Raw genomic sequence first — 26,193 nt, forward strand, 5'->3', positions numbered from 1 at the left:
GAGCCGGACCAAGACGCCCTGGATTGCTTCGCTACGCTCGCAGTGACGTAGCGCCGCTCAATCCTCCGGCGCCGCCGTCACCGTCTGCTGCTTCCCCAGCCGCTGCTCGCGCCACACGATGAACAGCCCGCTCGCGATAATCACCGGCGCGCCCACCCATGTCATCGTGCTCGGCAGCACCCCGAACAGCAGCCAGCCGTACAGCGTCGCCCAGATCAGCCCCGAATAGTCCATCGGCACCACCGTCGTCACCGGCGCCAGCTTCGCCGCGCCGGTCAGCGCCAGTTGCCCGCACCCGCCGACCACGCCGATCGCCGCGAGGTTCAGCCACGTCAGCGGATCATGCGCCTTGAGGTGGAAGGCATAAGGCACCGCGATCAGCGGCAGCGTCAATATCGAGAACCAGAACACCGTCGTCCCCGACGGCTCGTCGCGCAATTGCCGCAGCAGGATCGCGACCAACGCGACGAACAACGCTGCCAGCAACCCGACGATCGCCCCGAACAGCGGGACATGCGTGCCGCCGCCCGGCTGCGCGACGATCAGCACGCCCGCGAACCCGACCAGCACCGCACCCCAGCGCTGCACGCCGGTCCGCTCGCCCAGCACCAGCGCGCCGAGGATCGTCGCGAAGATCGGCACCGTGAATTGGAACGTCGTCGCCTCGGCGAGCGGCAGCAGCAGCACCGCGCCGAACGTGAACACCATCCCCACCACGCCAACCAGTGACCTCGCCAGATGCCCTTTGATCCGCGCGGTGCGCAGCGACCCCAACCCCCGCGTCGCCGCGACGAACCCCAGCACCACCGGCAGCGCGCACGCCTGTCGCCAGAACATCGTCTCGGGCAGCGACGCGCCGCGCGTCTCGGCCAGCTTCACCAGCGCCGACATCGTGGAGAGGAAGAAAATCGCCAACAGGCGCAGGGCGATGCCCTTCAGGACGCGATCACCCGACATAGGTCGTCCCTAACCGCCGCACTCCGTCAAAGGAACCCCGTGCGTTGCCGCTTGGCGAGCGGGCGCTTTTGCCGCTATCGCCGCGCGCATGAAACATGCGCTCCCCGTCACCCGCGAGGCCGACTTCGCCGCCTGGTATCAATCCGTCATCACCGAGGCCGACATGGCCGAGGAATCGGGCGTGCGCGGCTGCATGGTCATCCGGCCATGGGGCTATGGCATCTGGGAGCGGTTCCAGCGCCTGCTCGACGATCGCATCAAGGCGACCGGCCACGAGAATTGCTATTTCCCGGTCTTCATCCCGCTCAGCTATTTCGAGCAGGAAGCCAGCCATGTTGAAGGCTTCGCCAAGGAGATGGCGGTCGTAACGCATCACCGGCTGATCGCCGACGGGAAGGGCGGGCTGGTCCCCGATCCCGCCGCCAAGCTGGAGGAGCCGCTCGTCGTCCGCCCGACCAGCGAGACGGTGATCGGCCACGCCTTCGCGCGTTGGGTGCAATCGTGGCGCGATTTGCCGGTGCTGATCAACCAATGGGCGAACGTCGTTCGCTGGGAAATGCGGACGCGCATGTTCCTGCGCACCGCCGAATTCCTGTGGCAGGAGGGCCATACCGCGCACGCCACCGCCGACGAGGCGCGCGAGGAAACGCTCAAGATGCTCGAAGTCTATCGCGACTTCGCCGAGAATTGCGTCGCCGTGCCGGTGATCGCGGGCGAGAAGCCCGAGAACGAGCGCTTCCCCGGCGCGGTCGGCACCTGGTCGATCGAGGCGATGATGCAGGACGGCAAGGCGCTGCAGGCCGGCACGTCGCACTTCCTCGGCACCAATTTTGCAAAGGCGCAGAACATCCGCTTTCAGAATGCCGAGGGGCAGCTGGAACATGCGCAGACGACCAGCTGGGGCGTGTCGACGCGGATGATCGGCGCGCTCATCATGGTCCACGGCGACGACGACGGGCTGCGCGTGCCGCCGCGCGTCGCGCCGTGGCAGGTGGTGATCGTCCCGATGCTCCGCGACACGCCCGAGGACGAGGCGCTGGTGAGCTATTGCCGCGAGTTGCAGCAGGCGCTGGCGGCGGAAAGCGCGTTCGGCGAGCCGGTACGCGCGCTGCTCGACCTCAAGCCGGTCAAGGCGACGAACAAGCGCTGGGGCTGGATCAAGAAGGGCGCGCCGCTCGTGATCGAGGTCGGCGGGCGCGACATGGCGGCGGGCAACATTTCGGTGATCCGCCGCGATCGCCTGTACCGCGAAGACGGCAAGCTCGACAGCACGGCGGTGGCGCGCGACGGCTTTGCGGGCGGGGTCGCGGCGCTGCTCGCCGACATCCAGCAGGCACTGTTCGATCAGGCGAAGGCACGGCTGGAGGCGAACATCGCGCCCGCCAGCGACTGGGCGCAGGTCGAGGCACATTTCGCCGAGGGCGCGAAGAACCCCGGCTGGCTGGAAGTGCAATGGTCGCGCCCGACCGGCGCGGCGCTCGACGCGGTGGTCGAGCGGCTGAAGGCGCTCAAGCTGACTCTGCGCAACGCGCCGATGGGACAGGCGGCGGCGGACAGCGCGTGCATCTTCACCGGCGATGCCGCCGTGGAGCGCGTGCTGGTCGGGCGGGCGTACTGACCTTTGCGGCCGTCGCCCCGGACTTGATCCGGGTCCCCGCTTCTTCGTGGAAACGGAAGGAAGAAGCGGGATCCCGTATCAAGTCCGGGATGACGGGAACTGGCGGTTAGCGGTCGGCGCCCTTCGGGCTGAAGCTCACTTCAGAACCGCGTCCGCAGCGTCAACCCATACGTCCGCGGCTCGGCGAGGAACGACGCGAACAGCTGGTTGCCGACCCCGCCGAACGCCTGCACCTGCTGGAGGCTGCCCGCACCTTGGAACGGCGCGTTGAACGCCACCTGCTGGTAATTGGTGTCGAGCAGATTTTGCGCCCACACCTCGACCGCCCAGCGATCCTGATTGCCGCGCAACCCGACGCGCGCATTGAGCAACGTGAAGCCGTCCTGCTCCTTCTCGATGAACAGGTCCGAACCGGTATTGTAATCCGACACCGTGCGCTGGTCGACGTAGAACAGCGCCGACATGCCGGAGCTGCCGATCGGCGGGTTCCAGCTCACCGACGTGGTGATGACGTTGCGCGGCGCGTTCGACATCTGCGATCCCGATAGCAGGAACAGCGCCGGATCGAGCGCCGCGCCCGCGTCCGAACCGACCAGATTGCGGCGGTACTTCGTGTCGGCGAACGTATAGCCCATGTTGATCGCCAGATGTTCGGCCGGATAGAATCCCGCCTCCGCCTCGAACCCCTGGCTGACCACGCCATAGCGGACGTCGCCGGTGCACGCACCGGTCGCCAGCGAATTGTCGCGATCCGCCCCGTTCAACCCGTCCGAGCACGAGCCGATATTCTCTACGACATAATTGGTGCCATTGAAGGTATTGAGCTGGAAGTTCTTGAACTCCGACCGGAAGCCGGCGAGGTTGAAGGTGAACTGCCGGCTCGAATATTTCAGCCCGACCTCATAGGCATTAACCGTCTCGGGATCGAAGCGCAGCCGGCTGGCATCGATATTGGCGATCGTCGCGGGATTGTAGGCGTCGCCGAGATCCGACCGATCGAGATTATACCCACCTGCCTTGTAGCCGCGCGAATAGCTGGCATAGGTCATCAACCGGTCGGTCGGTTTCCAGCTCAGCACCGCCGTCCCGGTCACCTGATTCTCGCGCAGCTTGTCATTGATCGTCCGGCCGTTGAGCGCGCTGGACGAATTGCCCGTGCAGGCCAGCGTCGCGATGCCACGGGTCAGTGCGGCCAGCTGCGGATTGTTGAACAAATTGCCGGCCTGGGGCGTGGCACTCAGCAGCGATTGCACCTGCGGACAGACGGTATTGTTATTGCCGAAGGTGGCGTCGAAATCCTTCTGCTCGCGGGTCCAGCGCAGGCCGGCGGTCAGCGACAGCTTGTCGGTCAGCCGGAAGATGTTGTGCGTAAAGACCGCAAAGCTCTTGCTGTTCTGGTTGTAGACGTCGCGCGTCGTGCCGAGATCGTTGAGCGTCGAGAGCAGGCGAATGCTACCCAGCACGATCGGGGTCGCGGCACCAAAGGCCGCGGTCGTGCCCGGCACCTGCCCCTGCAGGATCGCCGACCCCGCCGCACTCAGGCAGCCCGGATTGGCCGGGTTGCGCAGCGCCGCATTGGGATTGATCGTCGCGACGATCCGGCAGGCGGCGAACGCGCCGTAATCACGCCCGAACTTCAGATTGTCGACGACCTGCAGATCCTCGTTGCTGAAGAAGCCGCCGATCAACCAGTTGAGTCGGTCGCCGAACGCCTCGCCGTTCAGCCGCAATTCCTGCGTGAAGGTATGGAATCGCCGGTAGTTGTTTCCGTCATCCGGGCGATAGCCGATGTCGAGGACATTGGCGTCGATGTCGTTCGCGCCGTCGGACTTGTACTCGCGATACGCAGTGATTGAGGTCAGCGCGGCGCTGCCCAGATTCCAGTCGATCTGCCCCGAGCCGCCATAATCCTTGGTGACGTTCGAATAGGCACGGCCCGGCGTGAAGGCGATGCGGCGGCTGTACGGATCGTTGCCGGCCGGGAAGACGCTGCCCGCCGAATAGCCGCGCAGCGCCGCGACCTGCTGCATCACGCTGACGATGCGATTGCCCGCCGGGTTGATCGCATAGTCGCCCGGCGTGCCCGGGGTCGGATCGGTCTTCTCGCGCGTGTCGACATAGACGGCGCCGCAGCATTTCTCGTTGCGCCACGTATAATCGCCGATCAGCCGCACCGAGAAGTCCGGCGAGGGTTCGAGCAGCAATTGCCCGCGCACGAACCAGCGGTTGCGGTCGTTGTAATCGGTGTCGTTGACGACGTCGCGATAGAAGCCGTCGCGCTTCGAGGCGACGCCGTCGATTCGGAACGCCAGCAGATCCTTGACGATCGGTCCGGTGATCGCGCCTGCGACGCGGTAGAAATCGTAGTTGCCGTACGTCCCCTCGGCATAGCCGCCGAAGTCGAACGACGGCGCCTTGGTATAGATGTTGATCGCGCCCGCCGAGGAATTGCGGCCCGACAACGTCCCCTGCGGCCCGCGCAGCACCTCGACGCGGTCGACTTCGCCGAGATCGTTGAGCCCCGAGCCGGTCCGGCTGCGGTACACGCCGTCGATGAACACCGTCACCGAGCTTTCGAGCCCGGGATTGTCGCCGACCGTGCCGATGCCGCGGACGCGCGCCGAGGCATTCGCCTCCGATCCGGTCGACGAGACGTTGAGCGACGGCGCGAGCTGCGCGAGCTGGCGGATGTCGGTGGCGCCGGAGTTCTGCAAGGCGGCCTGGCTGACCGCGTTGATCGAGATCGGCACGTCGGCGAGCCGCTCGGCGCGCCGCGTCGCGGTCACGACGATGTCACCGGCATTGAGCTGGCCGGTGTCGCCGGCTTGCGCGGCGGCGGTGTCGCTTTGTCCGGCGACCGCGGCGTTGGTGGTGACGGGGCTCGTCTGGTCCTGCGCCAGGGCCGGCATCGCCAGCACCGCGGCGGCGGTGGACAGAAGGGTGGCGGTAAGACGCATGGCGCTATCTCTCTCCCAATGTCATCCGAACTCTTTGAAGGTTCGGTATTGGGTGAGCGTAACGCAGAAGCCGCCTACGTCCAGCCATTTTAGAAGGTCGGCCGGTGATTTTGGAAAACACTGTCCGACAAATACAACGCCGCCGCGCGGATCAGGCGCGGCGGACGTTACGGCAGGCTGGAAAATCCGCCGCGCTTACTTGGGCGCGAGCACCATCAGCATCTGGCGGCCTTCCATGCGCGGATAGGCTTCCACCTTGGCGATTTCCTGCACCTGCTCGGCGACTCGCTGCAGCACGTTCATGCCGAGCTGGCCATGGCTCAGCTCGCGACCGCGGAAGCGCATCGTGACCTTCACCTTATCGCCTTCCTCGATGAATTCGGCGACCTTCTTCATCTTGGTGTCGTAATCGTGATCGTCGATGTTCGGACGCATTTTGATCTCCTTGATCTCCTGCGTCTTCTGCGACTTGCGGGCGAGGTTCGCCTTCTTCTGCGCCTCGTACTTGAACTTGCCGACGTCGAGGAACTTGGCGACGGGCGGATCGGCGTTGGGCGACACTTCGACCAGGTCGAGCCCGACCTCGCGCGCCTGCTCCATCGCCTCGCGCGTGTACATCACGCCAAGGTTCTCTCCCTCGTGATCGATCACGCGGACCTTTGGGCTCTGGATCCACTCATTGAACCGCGGGCCGTTCATCGGAGGCGCCTGCATCGGACGGCGCATCATGGGAGGACGTATGGGTATTTCTCCTGTATCGGTTACCCTCTCAATATAGGGCATCGTACGAGCGAAGGGAAGCGGGTGCGCCGTCAAAGCCCTCTCCCCCTTGGGGAGAGGGTTGGGAGAGGGGTTTGGGCCTCGCAGAGAGGGCGGTCTCGGTGAGACTCCGGCCTCTCACCCAAACCCTCTCCCCGGCGGGGAGAGGGCTTAGGAACACAGATTCGCCCCTCAGCGCTTCGGCCCGTTCCGGGCCGGTGCGTTGAGGATGCTCTGCATCGCATTGTTGCGGTTCGTGATCTCGGCTTGCTCGGCATCGGTCATCCGCCCGTCGCTGCCATAACGCTGCGCCAGATCGTCGGTGATGCCATTCTCGGCCTTCGCGCGCCGGGCATCGCTGCGCGACAGCCGCCCGGCGGCACGCTCGCGATCGATACGCCCGTTATTGTCGTGGACGCTCGTTCCGGCCCCGCCGATCTGTCCGTTGATGCCGGTCTGCGCCATGGCGGAAAGGGGCGCCGACAGTATCAGAGTAGCAAGCAAGATACGCATCGTTCCGCTCCCCTATATGTCCGGGCAACATAAGGGAGCGGGTCGATGCCGTCGAGCGTCAGCGCAGATCCGGCGCGCGCGCCTCGTCGCGCAGCATCTGCACCGCTTCGTCGAGCGTCAGGAAGGTCTGCGCCTGGCTGCCCAGCCGGCGCAGCGCGACCTTGCCTTCCTCGGCCTCGCGCTTGCCGACCACCAGCAGGTTCGGGACCTTGGCGACCGAATGTTCGCGGACCTTGTAGTTGATCTTCTCGTTGCGCAGGTCGGTCTCGACGCGGATGCCCGCCGCGCGCAGCTTGGCCGCCACCTCATGCGCATAATCGTCGGCGTCGGAGACGATCGTCGCCACCACCGCCTGCACCGGGCTCAGCCACAGCGGGAAGCGCCCGGCGTGATGCTCGATCAGAATGCCGATGAAGCGCTCGAACGTGCCGAGGATCGCGCGGTGGAGCATCACCGGACGATGCCGGTTGCCGTCCTCGCCGACATAGCTCGCGTCGAGCCGGTCGGGCAGCACGCGATCCGACTGGATCGTGCCGACCTGCCACGTCCGCCCGATCGCATCGGTCAGGTGGAATTCCAGCTTCGGCGCGTAGAAGGCGCCTTCGCCGGGCAGTTCCTCGAACTTGTCCTTGATCTCCTGCGGCAGGTTCGACGCCTGCACCGCGTCGCGCAATTCCTGCTCGGAGCGGTCCCACATCTCGTCAGAACCGAAGCGCTTCTCGGGACGCAGCGCCAGCTTCACCGCATAATCGGTGAAGCCCAGATCCTGATAGACCGAGTGGAGCAATTCGCAGAACTTGCGCACTTCCTCGACCAGCTGATCCTCGCGCACGAAGATATGCGCGTCGTCCTGCGTGAACTGGCGGACGCGCATGATGCCGTGCAGCGCGCCATGCGGCTCGTTGCGGTGGCAGCAGCCGAATTCGGCCATGCGGATCGGCAGGTCGCGGTACGATTTGATCCCCTGCTTGAAGATCAGCACGTGCGCCGGACAATTCATCGGCTTGAGCGCCATCATATCGGCATCGCCCGAGATGACCGCGCCCTCGTCCTCGGTATTGGGGATTTCGTCGGGAACGACGAACATGTTCTCGCGATACTTGCCCCAGTGGCCCGATTGCTCCCACTGCCGCGCGTCCATCAGCTGCGGGGTCTTCACCTCGGCATAATCGGCCGCGTCGAGCCGGCGGCGCATATACGCCTCCATCTGGCGCCACAGGATATAACCCTTGGGGTGCCAGAACACCGAGCCCTGCGCTTCGGGCTGGAGGTGGAACAGGTCCATCTCCGCGCCGATCTTGCGGTGGTCGCGCTTGGCGGCTTCCTCCAGCATCGTCAGATGCGCGTCGAGCTGCTTCTTGTTGAGCCAGCCGGTGCCATAGACGCGGCTGAGCATCGCGTTCTTCTGGTCGCCGCGCCAATAGGCGCCCGACACGCGCGTCAGCTTGAAGGCGTTGGGGTCGAGCCGCCCGGTCGAGGGCATGTGCGGCCCGCGGCACATGTCGAGCCATGCGCCCTGACGATAGATCGTCAGCTCCTCGCCATCGGGCAGCTCGGCGGCCCATTCGGCCTTGAACGTCTCGCCCTGCTTCTGCCACGTTTCGATCAACTGCTCGCGCGACCAGACCTCGCGCGTGAACGGCTCGTTCTTGGCGATGATGCGGCGCATCTCGGCCTCGATCGCGGGAAGGTCCTCGTCGGTGAACGGGCGATCCTTGGGCGCGAAGTCGTAATAGAAGCCGTCCTCGGTCGCCGGGCCGAAGGTGATCTGCGTGCCGGGGAACAGATGCTGCACCGCCTCGGCCATGACATGCGCGAAGTCGTGGCGCGCCAGCTCCAGCGCGTCCGCCTCGTCCTTCTGCGTCACCAGCGCCAGCCGCGCATCCTGCGTCAGCGGGCGCGACAGGTCGCGCAACTCGCCGTCCACGCGCGCGGCGATCGCCGCCTTGGCGAGCCCCGGCCCGATCGCGGCGGCGATGTCGGCGGGGGGTGGTGCCGGACGCGACCTCGCGGACCGAACCGTCGGGCAGCGTGATCGAGAGCATTTCCATCGAGAGGTCTTCCTGCACAAAGTCGTGACAACGGCCTAGCGATGCCGTGCCCCGACGAAAAGAGCGGCGTGGGTGATCGTCAGGATGGAAAGCCGCCGCACCGCCTCCACCCGGTCCGGGCGGGCGGGGCCGCAGCGTCAGGCGATGACGCGGGCGCCGGCCCCCGGACACGGCCGGGTCGTGGTGGTAGTCTGCATCGTCATCACGCCACCGACATAGCGCGCCGACAGCGCCTGCGCCAGCCATTCTCCAGCAAGCTTGCCGTCCCTATATCGTCGTCATGCCCGCCTGGATCTCGGCCAACCCGCATTTCTACCTGCTGCTCGGCGCGCTGTTCGTCGCGGCGCTGGTGGCGCGACGCATCCCGATCCTGCGTACGTTGGTGAGCCTCGCGCTGTGGGTCGGTGCGGGACTGCTGCTGTACGCGACGATCGCCGAGCGCGGCCGCTTCGACCCGTGGCTCGGCCGCGCGGCGTCGGCGCTCGATCTCGACGAACAGAAGGTCGCGGGCGAGGAAACCCGCATCCGCATGAGCCGCGACGGCCATTTCTATGTCCGCGCGAAGATCGGCGGGGTCGAGCGCCGCCTGCTGGTCGACAGCGGGGCGACGATCACCGCGCTGTCTCCAGCCACCGCCGCCGCCGCCGGGGTCGAGGTGAAGCCCGCGGTCTTCCCGGTGCTGCTCAAAACCGCCAACGGCACGATCCGCGCCGACACCGGCGAGGTGCCCGAGCTGCGCTTCGGCAACGTCGTCGCGCGCGATCTGGCGGTGGTCGTGTCGCCCGCGTTCGGCGACGTCGACGTGCTGGGGATGAACTTCCTGTCGCGGCTGAAGAGCTGGCGGGTCGAGGGGCGCACGCTGATCCTGACGCCGCACCATCCGCAGGAGGCGGAGACCACCACCGCCTCATCGTCGTCCCGGACTTGATCCGGGACCCGCTTCTTTGCAACGGTAGAAGTTAAAGCAAGGCCCCGGATCAAGGCTCTCCTGAGCTTGTCGAAGGGTCCGGGGCGACGGCAAAAGGTCAGGCTCAAGCCACCCCGAACGGCACCACATGGTTCGCCTGCGTATGCCCGATCTGCGCGCGTCCGAGATACGGCACCCCCAGATCGCGGCACCAGCGCACCATCATCGCCTCGATCGGCTCGCCCCAGTCGGGTTCGTTGTCCTTCACCGCCGTCACCGCGCCCAGCCGCACCCCGGCGATGCTGCGGAGCTGCGTGGCGTTGCCGAGCGTGAACAGCATCCGGTCGATCGCGTACATCGCCTCCGACACTTCCTCGACGATCAGCACATGGTCGGCGAGGTCGGGCAGGTACGGCGTCCCGATCAGCGCCGCGAGGATCGACAGATTGAACGCCGCCGCCGGTCGCCCGTCGAGCCCCGGCTCCAGCCCGGCGCGATCGCCGCGCGCCAGCCACCCCAGCGACCGGGCCACGGTCGCGTCACCGCCCCGCCGCCGGATGTCGCTCGCCATCGGTCCGTGCACCGCGCGCCCGATCCGCCGCGCGTACAACGCGCCCAGCAGGAACCCGACATCGGAATAGCCGAGGTAGCTTTTGGTCCGCGCCGCCGGCCCGAGCTGCGGCATGATCGTCGCCAGCAGCCGGTTCGATCCATAGCCGCCGCGCAGGAACCAGATCGCGTCGAACGCCGGATCGTTGGCGTACTCAAGGAATGCCGCCGCGCGCACCGCGTCAGATCCGGCGAAATGCCCGTCCTGCGCATAGCATTGCGGGTGAAAGACGAGGTCGATCTCGGGATAGGCGACCGCCGCGAAGGCGGACACCGGCGCGATCACGTCCGGGTTGGCGACGCTGCTCGCCGCCAGCACTCCGATCCGCATCGCCACCTCCTGCTTGTCACGCCCGCGCAAAGCGCCGATAGCCCGCCGCCATGCATGACGGCAACGTATCGGGCCAGCGCTTCTTTCTGGTCGGAATCGGCGGATCGGGGATGATGCCGCTGGCGATGATCCTTCGCGGACGCGGCGCGATCGTCGCGGGCAGCGACCGCGGGCTCGATCAGGGCCGCGTCCCCGCCAAGTTCGACGGCCTGCGCGCGCTCGGCATCGAACTGTTCGCGCAGGACGGCAGCGGCGTGACATCGCCCGAGCAGATCGTCGTCGCCTCCGCCGCCGTCGAGGACACCGTGGCCGACATCGTCGCCGCCACAAGGCTCGGCTGCCGCCGCCTGTCGCGCGCGGAGCTGAACGCCGCGCTGTTCAACGCCGCCACCCAACCGATCGGCGTCGCGGGGACCAGCGGCAAATCGACCGTCACCGGCATGATCGCGACGATCCTCCACGCCGCCGGGCGCGACCCGACCGTCATGAACGGCGCGGTGATGAAGGACTTCGCCAGCGCCGACCGCCCGTTCGCCAGCGCATTGGTCGGGCAGGGCGCTCCATACGTCAGCGAGGTCGACGAGAGCGATGGCTCGATCGCGCTCTACCGCCCGCAGGTCGCGGTGCTCAACAACGTCAGCCTCGATCACAAGTCGCTCGACGAGTTGAACCGGCTGTTCGGCGACTTCATCGGTCACGCGCGTACTGCGGTGGTCAATGCCGACAATATGGACGCCGCGCGGCTCGCGATGGCGCTCCCGCCGGCGCGGGTGACGCGCTTCTCGCTGGTCGATCAAAGCGCTGACCTGTTCGCAACCGACATGACCGCCGAGCCGTTCGCGATCCGCTTCAGGCTGGTCGCTGGCGACACGCGCGTAGCGGTGGCGCTGAAGGTGCCCGGCCGTCACAATGTCGCCAACGCGCTCGCCGCGATCGGCGCGACGCTCGCCGCCGGCCTGACGCTCGAACAGGCCGTTGCGGGGGTCGAGGTCTTCACCGGCCTGCGCCGCCGCTTCGATCTGGTGGGAGAGGCGAACGGCGTCGCGGTGATCGACGACTTCGGCCACAACCCCGACAAGATCGCCGCGACCCTCGACACGCTCCACGCCTTCCCCGGCCGCGTGATCGCGCTGTTCCAGCCGCACGGCTATGGCCCGCTCAAGGTGATGCGCGCCGAACTCGCCGCGATGTTCGCGACGCATCTGCGCGCCGACGACCTGCTCGTGTTGCCCGATCCGGTCTATCAGGGCGGCACCGTCAGCCGCGAGGTGACCAGCGCCGACATCGTCCATGACGTGGGCGTTGCGGGCGGCACCGCACTCCACATCCCCGACCGCGCGGCGGCGGCGGCGCATTGCGTCGCACAGGCGCGCCCCGGCGACCGCATCGTCGTGATGGGCGCACGCGACGACACGCTGTCGCTGCTCGCGGCCGAGATGGTGCGGATGCTGGGCGGCTGACCACTCCTTTCGTCGCCCCGGACCTGATCCGGGGCCCCGCTTCTTCCCGCCGTCCAAAAAGCGGGATCCCGGATCAGGTCCGAGATGACGGCAACTCTCTCGTCATTGCGAGCGTAGCGAAGCAATCCAGGGCGTCCTGATCCGGCCCTGGATTGCTTCGCCACGCTCGCAATGACGGATGAACCATCCACCCCACGTCATCCCGCCCTTCAGCGCGGTTGAGACCGAGGGCCGCGACCACCGCCACCCTTCCGCTCGCCCGTCTCTTCCCGCTAAAGCCGGGCGCATGAGCATCGTCACATCGCAACCGCCGCGCCCGCGGCTCGCCTATCATCACACGCAAGGCACCACGCCGACGATCGTCTTCCTGCCCGGCTATGCCTCCGACATGACCGGCAGCAAGGCGGTCGCGCTCGAGGAATGGGCCAAGGCGCAAGGCCGCGCCTACCTCCGCTTCGATTACGGCGGCTGCGGCGCGAGCGAGGGCAAGTTCGAGGACCAGTCGCTCGCCGACTGGCGCGACGATGCGCTGGCGATGATCGACCACCTCGACGGCCCGGTGGTGCTGGTCGGCTCGTCGATGGGCGGCTGGATCGCGCTGCTCGCCGCGCTGGCGCGGCCGGAGCGCGTCGCGGCGCTGGTCGGCATCGCCCCCGCGCCCGACTTCACCGACTGGGGCTTCTCGCAGGACGAGAAGATGTACCTGCTCCAGCACGGCCGCCTCGAACGTCCCAACCCCTACGGCCCGGAGCCAACCGTCTACACGCGCCGTTTCTGGCAATCGGGCGAGGCGAACCGGCTGATGGGCGGCGCGATCGCCTTCGACGGGCCGGTGCGCTTCCTTCAGGGGCAACAGGATGCCGACGTGCCGTGGCATCGCACGTGCCGGCTCGCCGAACTGATCCGCTCGCCGCACGTTCAGACATGGTTGGTCAAGGACGGCGACCACCGGCTCTCGCGCGAAGACGACATCGCGCTGCTGGTGCGTGCGGTCGAAGACGTGGTGCCCTGACGGGCGGGAGCAAGACGTTGAAATATCTGCATACGATGATCCGGGTCAGCGATCCCGACGCGACGATCGCCTTCTTCGAGCTGCTCGGGCTGAAAGAGGTGCGCCGCATCGAGAACGAGAAGGGCCGCTTCACGCTGATCTTCCTCGCCACGCCCGAGGACATGAACGCGCCCGGCGAGCGCGCCAATGCCGAGGTCGAGCTGACCCACAATTGGGACCCGGAGGAATATACCGGCGGGCGCAACTTCGGGCATCTCGCCTATCGCGTCGACAATATCTACGAGACCTGCCAGCGGCTGCTCGACCACGGCTATACGATCCACCGCCCGCCGCGTGACGGGCATATGGCGTTCGTGAAGACTCCCGACGGCATCTCGATCGAGCTGTTGCAGGACGGCACGCTCGCACCCGCCGAGCCATGGGCGTCGATGCCCAACACCGGGACGTGGTGAAATGCTGGAGATCGTCCGCGTCCCCGTGTTGAGCGACAATTATGCGTGGCTGCTTCACGACGGCGCGCGGACCGTCGCGCTCGATCCGGGCGAGGCGCAGCCGCTGCTGGACGCGGCGGCGGCGCGGGGCTGGACGATCGGTGAAGTCTGGTTGACGCACTGGCACCCCGACCATGTCGGCGGCGCGGCGGCGATCAGGCAGGCGACCGGAGCCCGCGTGATCGGCCCGGAAGCGGAGCGCGCCAAGATCGACGCGCTCGACGACGGCGTCGGGGAGGGGGACGTCGTGTCACTCGGCGAGCACCGCGCCGACGTCTGGCACGTCCCGGGCCACACCGCCGGGCATATCGCCTTCCACTTCGCCGACGATGGTGTGATCTTCACCGGCGACACCTTGTTCGCGATGGGCTGCGGCCGGCTGTTCGAGGGCACCCCCACCGAGATGTTCGCGAACATGCAGCGCTATGCCGCGCTCGACGATGCCACCCGCGTTTATTGCGGGCACGAATACACGCAATCGAACGGTCGCTTTGCGCGCACCGTCGAGCCGGATAACCAAGCGCTCGTGCAACGAATGGTCGAAATAGACCGTCTCCGCGCGTCCCGGGAGGCGACGATCCCGACCACGATCGGCCTCGAACGGGCGACGAACCCGTTCCTGCGTGCGCCCGATGTCGCCACCTTCGCCGAACGCCGCTTGCGCAAGGATCAGAGCTGACGATATGGTATCGCACGTAACCATGCCGGTAACGTGCGGATAGAAGGAGAGAAAGCGATGCGTTTCCTCATCACCTTCGCCGCTGCGGCGGCGCTCGGCGCGGCCGCGGTGGTCGCTGCCCCGGCCCAGAAGCCCGACCGGCAGGAAAAGAGCCGGATCGCCTACGAGAAGCTGCTGGCGGGCAAGACTCCCGGCAAGCCGCAGGATTGCATCGACACGCGCTGGACCCGCCCGCAGCTGACCGCCTACGACGGCAAGCTGCTGTACCGCGTCAGCCGCAGGCTGGTCTATGTCACCGAAACCGGCGGCGGCTGCGAGGCGGTGGCGCGCGGCGATACGATCATCACGCGCCAGTTCCAGACGCAATTGTGCCGCGGCGACATCGCCCGCACCGTGAACCTGCCGGCCGGCATTCCCAGCGGTAGCTGCGCGATGGGCCAGTTCGTTCCCTATCGTTCCCAATAGGTGAGACTGTCATGACCAAGCCGACCGAAGACGACCTGACCGGCGTCGAGACGCGCCGCTCGCCCAAGGCCGAGATCGATTCGATCGGCGGGCGCAAGCTCAAGCCGGCGACGCTGATGATGGGCCACGGCTACGATCCCGCGCTGTCCGAAGGCGCGCTCAAGCCGCCGGTGTTCCTCACCTCGACCTTCGTCTTCCCCAATGCCGCGGCCGGCAAGCGCCACTTCGAGGGCGTCACCGGCAAGCGCCCCGGCGGCGCGGAAGGGCTGGTCTATTCGCGCTTCAACGGCCCCAATCAGGAAATCCTCGAGGACCGGCTCGGCATCTGGGAGGGCGCGGAGGATGCGCTGACCTTCTCCAGCGGCATGTCGGCGATCGCGACCCTGTTCCTGTCGCTGGTGCGGCCCGGTGACACGATCGTCCACTCCGGCCCGCTCTATGCCGCGACCGAGACGCTGATCGCGCGCGTGCTCGGCCGCTTCGGGGTCAATTGGCTCGACTTCCCGGCGGGCGCGACCCGCGAGGAGATCGACGCGGTCATGCAGAAGGCGAACGACGCCGGTCGCGTCGCGCTGATCTATCTCGAAAGCCCCGCCAACCCGACCAACGCGCTGGTCGACGTCGAGGCGGTTCGCGCCAGCCGCGACGCGATCTTCGCGGGCGCCGAGGAGCTGCCGCCGATCGCGATCGACAACACCTTCCTCGGCCCGCTGTGGTCGCAACCGCTCCAGCACGGTGCCGATGCGGTGGTGTACAGCCTGACCAAATATGCCGGCGGCCATTCCGATCTGGTCGCGGGCGCGGTGCTGGGCGCCAAGCCGCTCATCAACACGATCCGCGCGATGCGCAACACGATCGGCACGATCTGCGATCCCAACACCGCATGGATGCTGATGCGCAGCCTCGAAACGCTGGAATTGCGCATGAGCCGTGCGGGCGAGAACGCGGCCAAGGTCTGCGCCTTCCTGCGCGATCATGAGAAGGTCGAGCGTGTCGGCTATCTCGGCTTCCTCGCCGAGGCCGAGGGGCGGCAGGCCGACATCTATCGCCGCCATTGCACCGGCGGCGGCTCGACCTTCTCGCTCTACCTCAAGGGTGGCGAGCCCGAGGCGTTCCGCTTCCTCGACGCGCTCAAGATCGCCAAGCTCGCGGTCAGCCTCGGCGGCACCGAGACGCTCGCCAGCCATCCGGCGGGCATGACGCATCTGTCGGTCGCCGACGAGCGCAAGCAGGCGCTGGGCATCACCGACAATCTCGTCCGCATCTCGATCGGCGTCGAGGATGCCGACGATCTGGTCGCCGACATGGAACAGGCGCTGGCGGCGATCTAGAGTTAACCGTCACCCCGGACTTGATCCGGGGTCCCGCTTCTTCCTTGGCCGGGCAGGGAGCGGGGCCCCGGCTCAAGGCCGGGGCGACGGTGGTAATCCGCTCCGCCCTCGCCATTACCGACGATCTATGACACGGCCGCGCGATGGAAACATTCGACGCGATCGTGCTGGGCGCGGGCGGGGCAGGGTTGATGGCGGCGGCGGTCGCCGGGCAGCGCGGGCGGCGCGTCGTCGTGCTCGACCATGCCGAGGCACCGGGCAAGAAGATCCTGATCTCCGGCGGCGGCCGCTGCAACTTCACCAACCTGCACACCGCGCCCGACCGCTATCTGTCCGCCAACCCACATTTCGCCAAGTCCGCACTCGGCCGCTACACCGCGCGTGATTTCCTCGACATGGTCGAGCGTCACGGCATCGCGTGGCACGAGAAGACGCTCGGGCAATTGTTCTGCGACGGCTCGGCACGCGCGATCGTCGACATGCTGCTCGGCGAATGCGCGCTGGGCGGGGTGACGATCCGTCTCGGCCAGCCGCTCGGCGAGATCGGCCACGCCGACGGGCGCTTCACCGTCGCGCACGGTGAGCGCCGCTATACTGCCCCCGCACTGGTGATCGCGACCGGCGGCCCGTCGATCCCGAAGATGGGTGCGACCGGCGTGGCCTATGACATCGCACGCCGCTTCGGCCTGAAGGTCGTCGAACCGCGTCCCGCGCTGGTGCCGCTGACCCTGCCCGGCGACGAAGCGCTGTTCCGCGCGCTCTCCGGCGTGGCGACGCCCGTCGTCGCGCGCGCGGGCAAGGCGGCGTTCGCGGAGGCGGCGCTATTCACCCATCGCGGCCTCTCCGGCCCCGCGATCCTTCAGGTGTCGAGCTATTGGCGGCACGGGGAGCCGATCGCGATCGACTTCCGCCCCGATGCCGCTCCGGGCTGGCTCACCGCCGCCAAGCGCAGCCGCCCCCGCAGCACGCTGGCGCAATCGCTCGCCCTGCCCACCCGGCTCGCCGAGGTGCTGGCCGAGCGGGTCGGCATCGGCGAACTCGGCGGTGCGACCGACCGCGCGCTCGCCGATGCCGAACGCCGCCTCGCCGACTGGCGCTTTCATCCCAACGGCACCGAGGGCTATGCCAAGGCGGAAGTCACCGTCGGCGGTGTCGCCACCGACGCCTTGTCATCGAAGACGATGGAGGCGCGCAAGGTGCCCGGCCTGTACGCGATCGGCGAGGCGGTCGACGTCACCGGTTGGCTGGGCGGCTATAACTTCCAATGGGCCTGGGCCAGCGGCTGGGCGGCGGGTCAGGCGATTTAGGAGCTGCCGTCATTGCGAGCGAAGCGAAGCAATCCAGTGGTCCGCGCGGCACCCTGGATTGCTTCGCTTCGCTCGCAATGACGTTCTTCAGCGCGTCGGATCAATCAGATACTTCTCTCCCGTCGCCTTGCGCTCATAGGCGCGCAGCACGTCGGCATGGAGCGCCTCCTTCAACCCGATCGTCGCGGTGTAATTGCTCGCGAAGGTCGTGGTCAGCTCGTCGGCGATCCGCTGCCGCATCCGCCCCGCCGTCTCCGCACCCGTCTTCTTCAGCCACGGCGTCAGCAGGAAGCCCGACACGCTCCACTGGAAGCCGAACGCCAGCCGGTTGAGCGTCGTCGCGCCGGTGTCGAGCGCACCATAGATGTACAGCTGCTTGAACGTGTCCGAGCCATAGCGGCTGTATTCCCCGGCCGTGCGGTTGGCGGCCTGTTCCATCGCCTGGACGATGTCGCTGCCCAGCGTCCCGCCGCCGATTGCGTCGAAGGCGATCGTCGCCCCCGTCTCCGCACAGGCATCCGCCAATTGCCCGCGGAAATCGTCATCCTGACTGTTGAGCACATAGGTCGCGCCGATTGCGCGCAGGATCGCTGCCTGCTCGGGCTTGCGGACGATGTTCACCAGCGGCACGCCATCGGCGAGGCAGATCTTCTGGAGCATCTGCCCCAGGTTCGACGCCGCCGCGGTATGGACGATCGCCTTGTGCCCCTCGGCGCGCATTGTCTCTACGAAGGCCAGCGAGGTCAGCGGGTTGACGAACATCGCCGCCCCGTCTGCCGCGCTCGCGCCCTCGGGCAGCGGCACCACCTCGCGCAGCTTGGCGAGGCGGTATTGTGCGAACATCGCGCCGCCGATCATCCCGACCTTGCGCCCGACCAGTTCCTGCCCCTGCGCGCCCGCTGCCACGACGGTGCCCGCGCCCTCGTTCCCGACCGGCAGCGACTGGCCGATCCGCGCGCGCAGCCCGCCCATTCGCCCGCGCGGCACCGCAAAGCGCAGCGCGGGTGCGTCGGGCGTCCCCACCTCTTCCAGCGACCCGACATCGGCCGGCCCGAGCAGCAGCCCGAGATCGGAAGGATTGATCGGCGCGGCCTCGATACGCACCAGCACTTCGTCGTCGGCGGGTGCTGAATAGGTGACCTCTTCCAGCCGCAACGTCAGCGAACCTTCGGCGTCGACGATCGATCGCAGCTCCAAACCCTTGATGTCGCTCAACTTGGCCTCCTCTCTTGGGGCCTCCGGCATGAGCCTGTGCGCCGGGACGGTCAAACCCGTTCTCATCGCCGTGCAACCGCGCTACCGCAGGCGGCATGTTCGACCTCGACGCCTATCTCGCCCGCATCGACCTTCCCGCGCGCCCGACCCGCGATGCCGCCGGCCTGTCGCGCATCCAGCACGCGCACCGGCTCGCGATCCCGTTCGAGAATCTCGACGTGCGGCTCGGCCGCGCGATCGCGATCGACGGGGCGAGCGTCGCCGCCAAACTGGTCACCGCGCGGCGCGGCGGCTATTGTTTCGAGCAGAACCGGCTGTTGCTCGATGCGCTCGCCGCGCTCGATTTCAGCGCGCGGCCGCTGCTCGCGCGCGTCTGGCTCGGCGCGACCGCGACCCCGCCGCTGACCCACACGCTGTCTCTGGTGACGATCGACGGCCAGCACTGGATCGCCGACGCCGGGTTCGGCGGCAGCTACGCCCCGGTCCTGCCGCTCGCCGATGGCGCGCAGGGCGAGGCGCCTGATGGCGCGCGCTTCCTGCTGGTGCGCGACGACGAGCGCGCCGGGGAGGGCGGCTGGCTGCTGCTGCGCGACGGCGACCCGACCACCACCGACGGCCGCGGGGCGGGGCCGGGCTGGCAGCCGCAATACAGCTTCACCACCGCCGAGGTGCACGACAGCGACCTGGCGATGGGCAACCATTGGTCGATGAGCGCGCCGGCCAGCCGCTTCACCAACGTGACCGTGACCAGCATCATCCTGCCGCGCGGCTTCGCCTCGCTGACCGACCGCCAGTACCGCCGCCGCGCCTCGGAGACGACCGCCGAGGCGGAGATCACCGATCCGCGCGTCTATCGGATGCGGCTGAGCATGATGTTCGGAATCGACCTGAGTGCGAATGAGGTGGCAGAGCTGGGGCTGTTCGGGTGACGATCGCTCATCCTTGACCGTCGCCCCGGGCTTGACACCGGGGCCCCGCTTCTTTTTCGCGAGCGCAGTTAAGAAGCGGGGCTCCGGATCAAGTCCGGGGCGACGAGAAGGTCACTCCGGCATCCCGCTCATCCCGCTCGCACTCCGCAGCGCATCCCCGTCGAGCCGGTAGCCATCCAGAAACACCGTCCGCACATGGCGCAGGTTGCCCAGATCCTGCGACACATCGCCGTCGACCAGAATGACGTCGGCCGTCTTCCCCGCCGCGACCGATCCCAGCCGGTCGCCCATGCCGACCAGCTTCGCCGGCACGATCGTCGCGGTCTGCAACGCCTGCGCATTGCTCAGCCCGGCCTGCTGGTACAACTCCAGCTCGCGGACCAGTTCGACGCCCCAGCCGTCGGTCCCCGCGACGATCGGCACGCCCGCCTTGTGCAGCCGCCCGACCAGCTCGACCATCTTGCCGAAGCTCTTACGATAATCCTCCCGGGTCAAACCGTCCTTCAGCGGATAACCCGCGATCCGCCAGCCGCGCGCCACCGCCGGCGGCGCGACCTTCGCGAAGGCGGCATATTCGGGCGGGATCGCGGTGCCGTCGCTGGTCATCAGCGGCTCCCACACGGTCAATGTCGGATCGATCACCGTCCCGCGCTTCGCCAGTTCCGCGTAGAAGGCCCGCATCGCCGCGCTGTCGAGATCGACGTCCTTGCCATACCGCGCCGGGCCTTCCAGCCGCGCGGCGGTGTTGGCCTTGTCGACCACTTCCTGCGGCATCGCCTGCATCATGATGAAGTTGATGTGCGTGACCTCGTCATAACCGGCGCGCACCGCGTCCAGCGGTCGCATGCCGGCCGGGACATGGCCATGGACGTGCAGCCCCAGCCGATGCGCTTCCGCCGCGGCCGGCGCGATCCATGCCGGGGTCATCGAGGTGTAGAACTTCACCCCCCACATGCCTGCCGCCTTGATCCTGCGCACCGCCGCGATCGCTTCCTCCGCCGACGACACGGTCAGCGCCATCTGTGCGGCGAGCGGGTCCTTGCGGTCGACGATCACCGATACGCGTCCGTCCGGCGCGAGCAGGTCGCCCGCGGCGCGGCGCTTCACGATGCTCTGCGCCTCCTCGATCAACGAGCCGGGGCTGCGATAATTGGTCATGCCCGTCGCGACATTCTGGAGCAGCGACCAGTCCTCGCCGACGTGCTGGTGCGCGTCCCACAGCCCGGGCAGCAGCGTCTTGCCGCGGCCGTCGAGTGTCGTCGCTCCCTCGGGTGCGCGCAGCGACCCGCCCGCGCCGACCGCGGCGACCTTGCCGTCGGCGATCAACACCGCACGATCCGGCAGGTACGTGCCCTTGACCGAGTCGAACAGCAGCACATGGTCGACCAGCGTCGGGGTGCGATTGGCGGGGGTCAGGAAGGTCCGCGCCACGTCGCGCACCATCGCGGCGGTCGCCTTGTCCTGCACCGCCTTCAGCTTCGGCCCGGCCGCCTCATAGCCTTCGGGCAGCATCGAGGCGACCCCGGCATAGCCGAACAGCCGATTGTCCCTGTCGAGCCACAACGGCGACGGCGAGAAACCATAGCCGCGGATGAACGCCAGCCGCACCGGGATCTTGCCCTGCGGCCCGTCGATCTCGGTGACGTCGCCGAGTGTCAGCGTCGCATGGCCGCCGGGCAGCAGGTCGATCCCCTTCGCCCCCGCCGCCACCAGTGCGGCGATGTCCTGCTCGGTGGCGAGCGGCGGACCGCCATAGGTGTTGTAGCGTCGCCCGGCATAGGGTGCCGATCCGCTGTCGACGCTGGTCTTCCATGTCGCGGTGCCATCCGGCGCGACGCTGAAATTTTCGGTGGCGTCGCCGGAGTCGGTGAAGCCGCGGATCGCGATCGCGGTCGGGCGTTGATCGGGACCATTGGTGATGACCTCGTCGGTTTCGGTGATCCAGCCACGCAGCGACATCGACATGCGATACGCGGTCTTGCCGTCGCTGGTACGCCACGACCAGATATCGCCGTGCTTGCCGGCCTCCGAGCTGATGACGAAGTGCCGCGCGCCCGCTGGCGGCGTCAGCAACTGCTCCTTGGCGATCGGATCGGCCGCGGCGATCGGCGTTGCGCCGGCCAGCAGCGCAGTAAGAATCAGTCGGCGCATCAATCGTCTCCCCCCGGATGTGCGGGCAAGGTGACAAGACGGGGAGCGTAAGGCAACGCTGGTATTTGACGGAGTAATGGCTATGATCGATGCGCGCGGCAACGATCCGCGTACCTCAGGAGAGTTTCGTGGCCACCGCCTGTTGCAACCCGCTGTCGCGTCGACGTTTCCTTTCCGGTGTTGCCGGTAGCGCCCTGATCGCCGGCCTTGCTCCCCCGGCATCGGCGCAGGCGGTTGCGCCCTCCAGACTCCAACCATTCGACATGCGCGACGTGTCGCTGCTCGACAGCCCGTTCCTCCATGCGCAGCACCAGACCGAGGCGTATCTGCTGCGGCTCCAGCCCGATCGCCTGCTGCACAACTTCCGCGTCAACGCCGGGCTGAAGCCCAAGGCGCCGGTCTATGGCGGCTGGGAGTCCGAGCCGATGTGGGCGGACATCAATTGCCACGGCCACACGCTCGGCCATTATCTCTCCGCCTGCGCGCTGGCGTATCGCGCCACCGGCAAGCCGGAATATCGCAAGCGGATCGACTATATCGCCGGTGAGTTGGCGGCCTGCCAGAAGGCGGCGAACAGCGGCCTCGTCTGCGCCTTCCCGAAAGGCGCGGCGCTGGTGTCGGCGCATCTGCGCGGCGAGCCGATCACCGGCGTGCCGTGGTACACGCTCCACAAGGTCTATGCCGGCCTGCGCGACGCGACGCTGCTCGCGGACAGCGCGCCGGCGAAGGCGGTGCTGCTGCGGCTCGCCGACTGGGGCGTGGTCGCTACCCGCCCCTTGAGCGACGCGCAGTTCGAGGAGATGCTCAAGACCGAATATGGCGGCATGAACGAAGTCTATGCCGACCTGTTCGTGATGACCGGAAACGCCGATTATCAACGCCTTGCCGAGCGTTTCTCGCAAAAGGCGGTCCTCGCGCCGCTGGTCAAGGCGCAGGACCAGCTCGACGGGATGCACGCCAACACGCAGATTCCGAAGATCATCGGCTTCCAGCGCGTTCACGAAGCCGGCGGCGACGCCAGCTACCACGCCGCCGCGCAATTCTTCTGGAAGACGGTGGCGCGCACCCGCGCCTTCGCGACCGGCGGGCACGGCGACAACGAACATTTCTTCGCGATGGCCGATTTCGACAAGCACGTCTTCTCGGCCAAGGGCTCGGAGACGTGCTGCCAGCACAACATACTCAAGCTGACGCGGCAATTGTTCCTGCAGGACCCGCGCGCCGATTACGCAGACTATTACGAGCGCACGCTCTACAACGGCATCCTCGCCTCGCAGGACCCCGACAGCGGGATGGCGACCTATTTCCAGGGCGCGCGTCCCGGCTACATGAAGCTGTACCACACCCCGGAGGATAGCTTCTGGTGCTGCACCGGCACGGGCATGGAGAACCACGTCAAATATCGCGACTCGATCTATTTCCACGACGGGCGCGCGCTTTACGTCAACCTCTTCATCCCGTCTTCGCTGAACTGGCGCGATCAAGGCGTGGTGGTGACGCAGGAGACATCCTTCCCCGCGCAGGCAAGCACGCGGCTGCGGATTGCCGCGAAGCGCCCGGCCTCGCTCGCGCTCAAGCTGCGTCACCCGCGCTGGAGCCGAAGCGCGACGTTGCTGGTCAACGGCCGTGAGGCGGCGACCTCCGCCGAGCCGGGCAGCTATGTCACCCTCGACCGGACGTGGAACGACGGCGACACGGTCGAACTGCGGCTGGTCATGGAGCCCGCCGCCGAACAGGCCCCCGCCGCGCCGCAAATCGTCGCCTTCACCTACGGTCCGCTGGTGCTGGCCGGCGCGCTTGGCAAACAGGGGCTCGCCCCCGGCGCGGACATCATCGTCAACGAGCGCAAATATGGCGAGTATAACGACGCACCCGTCGCGGTGCCGGTGCTCGCGGGCGACCCAGAGGCGCTGGCAAGCAGCATCCGCCCGACCGGCAATCCGCTGGAATTCACGATCGCCGCGCAGGACGGCGCGCCGGTGCGGCTGATCCCCTACCACCGCATCGCGCACGAACGCTACGCAACCTATTGGCAGCTCGCCTGAATCGGATCGTAGGTTTGAGCCGAACGAACCCCTCTTCGTCGCCCCGGACCTGATCCGGGGCCTCGCTTCCTCGCGATAGCAGCAAGAAAGAGGGCAGGTGATCGGCGCACGTCGATCGCAAGATTCCGCTGTCTTCACGCGGTGATCTTTGCCACCAGCACTCTCGTGACGGAGGGTCTGAATGCACAAGTGGTTTATCGCCGCCGCGCTGGCGACGACGGGGGTTGCGGCCGTGGCTGAAGCTCAGGCGCAGACGGCGCCTGCGCTGCCGTTGGAGCGGGTGTTCGCGACACCCGATCTCGCCGGACCGCAGCCGCGCGCGCTCAAATTGTCGCCCGACGGCAAGTTGCTCACCTTCCTGCGCGCGCGTCCCGACGACAAGGACCGGCTCGACCTCTGGGCGCGCGACACCACCACCGGCGCCGAGCGGATGCTGGTCGACAGTTTGAAGATCGGCACCGGCGCCGAATTGTCGGAAGCCGAGAAGATGCAGCGCGAACGTGCCCGCATCGGCGCACTCAAGGGCATCGTCGCCTATGACTGGGCGGCCGACGGGCGCAGCCTGCTCGTGCCGATCGACGGCAACCTCTATCTCGCGGGAGTCGACGGACAGGTCCGCCGCATCACCGACGTGCCCGGCGGCGTGCTCAACGCCAACGTTTCCCCGCGCGGCGGCTTCGTCAGCTACGTCCGCGACCAGAACGTCTGGGTTCAGCCGCTCGGCGACGGGGCCGCACGCGCGCTGACCAGCGAGGGCAAGGGCCTCGTCCACTTCGGCGAGGCGGAGTTCGTCGCGCAGGAGGAAATGCACCGCACCGACGGCTATTGGTGGAGCCCCGACGATCGCTACCTCGCGGTCGAACGGTTCGACGAGACGCCGGTCAAGGTCTTCACCCGCGCGTCGATCGGCGCGACCGGCACCAGCATCTACGAACAGCGCTATCCGGCGGCGGGCACCCCCAACGTGCTGGTCGACCTGTACGTCATGCGCGCCGATGGCTCGGGCAAGGTGAAGGTCGATCTCGGCAGCGATCCCGACATCTATCTGGCGCGGGTCGACTGGCTGCCGGACGGCTCGGCGCTGCTCGTTCAGCGCGAGAACCGCGCGCAGACGAAGCTCGACATGCTCCGCGTCGATCCGGCGACCGGCAAGGCGACGATCCTCTTCACCGAGAGCGCGCGCGCGAAGAGCTGGATCAACCTCTCCGACAGCTATCGCGCGATGGAGGACGGCAGCCTGCTGTGGCATTCCGAACGCGACGGCTACGGGCATCTGTGGCGGCTGAAGGACGGCCGCTGGACGCAGCTGACCAGGGGCGACTGGGTCGTCACCGGGCTGGTCGCGGTCGACGAGGCGAAGGGGCGCGTCTATTTCACCGCCAACAAGGACGACGTCCTCGAACAGCATCTCTACGCGCTCGATCTGAAGCGCGGCGGGATCACGCGGCTCACAGAGCGCGGCTGGAACAACAGCGTCACCGCCGACGGCAATGCGCAGCGCTTCCTCGTCACGCGCTCCAACCCCGATCAGCCGCCGCAGACCTATCTTGCCGATGCCAGCGGCAAGCGGCTCTCGTGGATCAACGAGAATCGCGTCGAGGGCACGCACCCCTATGCGCCTTATGTCGCCAGCCATGAGCCGGTGCGGTTCGGCACCATCAAGGCCGCCGATGGCACCACCGACCTCCACTGGCAGATGGTCACGCCGCGGCTGGAGCCGGGCAAGCGCTATCCGGTGTTTTTCCAGCATTATGGCGGACCCGGCCCGCAATATGTGACGCGCAGCTGGAAGAACCCGCTGATCCAGCATCTGGTGGACAAGGGCTGGATCTATTTCGAGGTCGACAATCGCGGCTCGGCCAACCGCGGCGTCGCGTTCGAAAGCGCGATCTGGCACGCGATGGGCACGGTCGAGGTCGACGATCAGCGCAAGGGCGCCGACTATCTGAAGACGCTCGCCTTCGTCGATCCGGCGCGGATCGCCACCTTCGGCTGGTCCTATGGCGGCTATATGTCGCTGAAGATGATCGAGGCCGATCAGAACCTCTATGCCGCCGCCATCTCGGGCGCGCCGGTCACCGACTGGCATCTTTACGACACGCATTATACCGAGCGCTACATGGGCGATCCGCGCGTCGACGGCGTCGCCTATGACGCATCGCGCGCGGTGATCGATCCGAAGAAGATCACCACGCCGCTGCTGCTGATGCACGGCATGGCCGACGACAACGTCTTCCTCGACAATTCCACCAAGGTGGCCGCCGAATTGCAGGCGGCCGACATGCCGTTCGACATGATGCTCTATCCCGGCAAGACGCATTCGGCATCGCGCGACATCCACGTGTGGACCACGATCGAGCGCTTCCTGGACCAGCACGTTGGTAGCGGTCCCAAGTAGAGCTTTCT

At 67.4% G+C, this 26,193-nt stretch carries 19 protein-coding genes and 1 pseudogene; 12 read left to right on the forward strand and 8 right to left on the reverse strand.

The genetic code is table 11. The features are described from left to right. Window positions 1-57 precede the first annotated feature (57 nt). A complete protein-coding gene (locus PGN16_RS03100) occupies window positions 58-957 on the reverse strand; it encodes a DMT family transporter (protein WP_335307931.1) in 900 nt (299 codons plus the stop codon). An 88-nt stretch (window positions 958-1,045) separates the two neighbouring features. Here PGN16_RS03100 and proS point away from each other — a divergent pair, with 88 nt between their 5' ends. After that, window positions 1,046-2,575 carry a proline--tRNA ligase gene (gene proS / locus PGN16_RS03105; protein WP_335307932.1) on the forward strand — a complete coding sequence of 510 codons (1,530 nt, stop codon included), beginning with the start codon at window positions 1,046-1,048 and terminating at the stop codon, window positions 2,573-2,575. A 140-nt stretch (window positions 2,576-2,715) separates the two neighbouring features. On the opposite strand, the gene PGN16_RS03110 is transcribed toward proS, so the two are convergent. The 4 genes and pseudogenes from PGN16_RS03110 to thrS all read right to left on the reverse strand — a co-directional run bounded on the left by PGN16_RS03110 (window position 2,716) and on the right by thrS (window position 8,849). Beyond that, a complete protein-coding gene (locus tag PGN16_RS03110) occupies window positions 2,716-5,532 on the reverse strand; it encodes a TonB-dependent receptor (RefSeq protein WP_335307933.1) in 2,817 nt (938 codons plus the stop codon). 195 nt (window positions 5,533-5,727) lie between these two features. Further along, window positions 5,728-6,261, reverse strand: coding sequence for a translation initiation factor IF-3 (gene infC, locus PGN16_RS03115; protein ID WP_335308380.1), 534 nt, complete (start codon window positions 6,259-6,261; stop codon window positions 5,728-5,730). A gap of 222 nt (window positions 6,262-6,483) precedes the next feature. Then, window positions 6,484-6,756, reverse strand: coding sequence for a hypothetical protein (locus PGN16_RS03120; RefSeq protein WP_335307934.1), 273 nt, complete (start codon window positions 6,754-6,756; stop codon window positions 6,484-6,486). 106 nt (window positions 6,757-6,862) lie between these two features. After that, window positions 6,863-8,849 (reverse strand): annotated as a pseudogene (gene thrS, locus PGN16_RS03125) (threonine--tRNA ligase). A 286-nt stretch (window positions 8,850-9,135) separates the two neighbouring features. Between thrS and PGN16_RS03130 the strand changes: the two are divergent. Further along, window positions 9,136-9,783: a retropepsin-like aspartic protease family protein gene (locus tag PGN16_RS03130; RefSeq protein WP_335307935.1), complete on the forward strand. Its 648-nt coding sequence runs from the start codon at window positions 9,136-9,138 to the stop codon at window positions 9,781-9,783. 103 nt (window positions 9,784-9,886) lie between these two features. Here PGN16_RS03130 and PGN16_RS03135 read toward each other — a convergent pair whose 3' ends face one another. Next, a complete protein-coding gene (locus PGN16_RS03135; protein WP_335307936.1) occupies window positions 9,887-10,702 on the reverse strand; it encodes an LD-carboxypeptidase in 816 nt (271 codons plus the stop codon). Window positions 10,703-10,752: 50 nt separating this feature from the next. Here PGN16_RS03135 and PGN16_RS03140 point away from each other — a divergent pair, with 50 nt between their 5' ends. The 7 genes from PGN16_RS03140 (at window position 10,753) to PGN16_RS03170 (ending at window position 17,447) form a co-directional block, all read left to right on the forward strand. After that, a complete protein-coding gene (locus PGN16_RS03140; protein ID WP_335307937.1) occupies window positions 10,753-12,162 on the forward strand; it encodes a glutamate ligase domain-containing protein in 1,410 nt (469 codons plus the stop codon). A gap of 286 nt (window positions 12,163-12,448) precedes the next feature. Next, complete coding sequence (locus tag PGN16_RS03145) at window positions 12,449-13,174, forward strand: alpha/beta hydrolase (RefSeq protein WP_335307938.1); 726 nt, start codon at window positions 12,449-12,451, stop codon at window positions 13,172-13,174. A gap of 17 nt (window positions 13,175-13,191) precedes the next feature. Next, window positions 13,192-13,626: a VOC family protein gene (locus tag PGN16_RS03150; RefSeq protein ID WP_335307939.1), complete on the forward strand. Its 435-nt coding sequence runs from the start codon at window positions 13,192-13,194 to the stop codon at window positions 13,624-13,626. A 1-nt stretch (window position 13,627) separates the two neighbouring features. After that, window positions 13,628-14,344, forward strand: a complete 717-nt coding sequence (gene gloB / locus PGN16_RS03155; RefSeq protein WP_335307940.1) for a hydroxyacylglutathione hydrolase — start codon at window positions 13,628-13,630, stop codon at window positions 14,342-14,344. 57 nt (window positions 14,345-14,401) lie between these two features. Beyond that, complete coding sequence (locus tag PGN16_RS03160) at window positions 14,402-14,809, forward strand: hypothetical protein (RefSeq protein WP_335307941.1); 408 nt, start codon at window positions 14,402-14,404, stop codon at window positions 14,807-14,809. An 11-nt stretch (window positions 14,810-14,820) separates the two neighbouring features. Next, window positions 14,821-16,140, forward strand: a complete 1,320-nt coding sequence (locus PGN16_RS03165) for a cystathionine gamma-synthase family protein (protein ID WP_335307942.1) — start codon at window positions 14,821-14,823, stop codon at window positions 16,138-16,140. Between the two features lie 143 nt (window positions 16,141-16,283). Next, entirely contained in the window at window positions 16,284-17,447 is a 1,164-nt protein-coding gene (locus tag PGN16_RS03170; RefSeq protein WP_335307943.1) for an NAD(P)/FAD-dependent oxidoreductase, read from the forward strand. Window positions 17,448-17,534: 87 nt separating this feature from the next. Here the strand turns inward: PGN16_RS03170 and PGN16_RS03175 are convergent, their stop codons facing one another. Further along, window positions 17,535-18,662 carry a zinc-binding dehydrogenase gene (locus tag PGN16_RS03175; protein ID WP_335307944.1) on the reverse strand — a complete coding sequence of 376 codons (1,128 nt, stop codon included), beginning with the start codon at window positions 18,660-18,662 and terminating at the stop codon, window positions 17,535-17,537. A 95-nt stretch (window positions 18,663-18,757) separates the two neighbouring features. Between PGN16_RS03175 and PGN16_RS03180 the strand changes: the two genes are divergently transcribed. Then, a complete protein-coding gene (locus tag PGN16_RS03180) occupies window positions 18,758-19,591 on the forward strand; it encodes an arylamine N-acetyltransferase family protein (protein WP_335307945.1) in 834 nt (277 codons plus the stop codon). 111 nt (window positions 19,592-19,702) lie between these two features. Here the strand turns inward: PGN16_RS03180 and PGN16_RS03185 are convergent, their stop codons facing one another. Then, window positions 19,703-21,742, reverse strand: a complete 2,040-nt coding sequence (locus tag PGN16_RS03185; RefSeq protein ID WP_335307946.1) for an amidohydrolase family protein — start codon at window positions 21,740-21,742, stop codon at window positions 19,703-19,705. A gap of 263 nt (window positions 21,743-22,005) precedes the next feature. Between PGN16_RS03185 and PGN16_RS03190 the strand changes: the two genes are divergently transcribed. Together PGN16_RS03190 and PGN16_RS03195 are read left to right on the forward strand one after the other, a co-directional pair. Then, the gene (locus tag PGN16_RS03190) at window positions 22,006-23,787 is read left to right on the forward strand and encodes a glycoside hydrolase family 127 protein (protein WP_335307947.1); all 1,782 of its coding nucleotides are present in this window, start codon (window positions 22,006-22,008) and stop codon (window positions 23,785-23,787) included. Between the two features lie 181 nt (window positions 23,788-23,968). Continuing rightward, window positions 23,969-26,185 carry a S9 family peptidase gene (locus PGN16_RS03195; RefSeq protein WP_335307948.1) on the forward strand — a complete coding sequence of 739 codons (2,217 nt, stop codon included), beginning with the start codon at window positions 23,969-23,971 and terminating at the stop codon, window positions 26,183-26,185. Window positions 26,186-26,193: the final 8 nt, after the last annotated feature.

This window comes from Sphingomonas phyllosphaerae, assembly GCF_036946485.1.
In the GTDB taxonomy this organism is placed as follows: domain Bacteria; phylum Pseudomonadota; class Alphaproteobacteria; order Sphingomonadales; family Sphingomonadaceae; genus Sphingomonas; species Sphingomonas phyllosphaerae_E.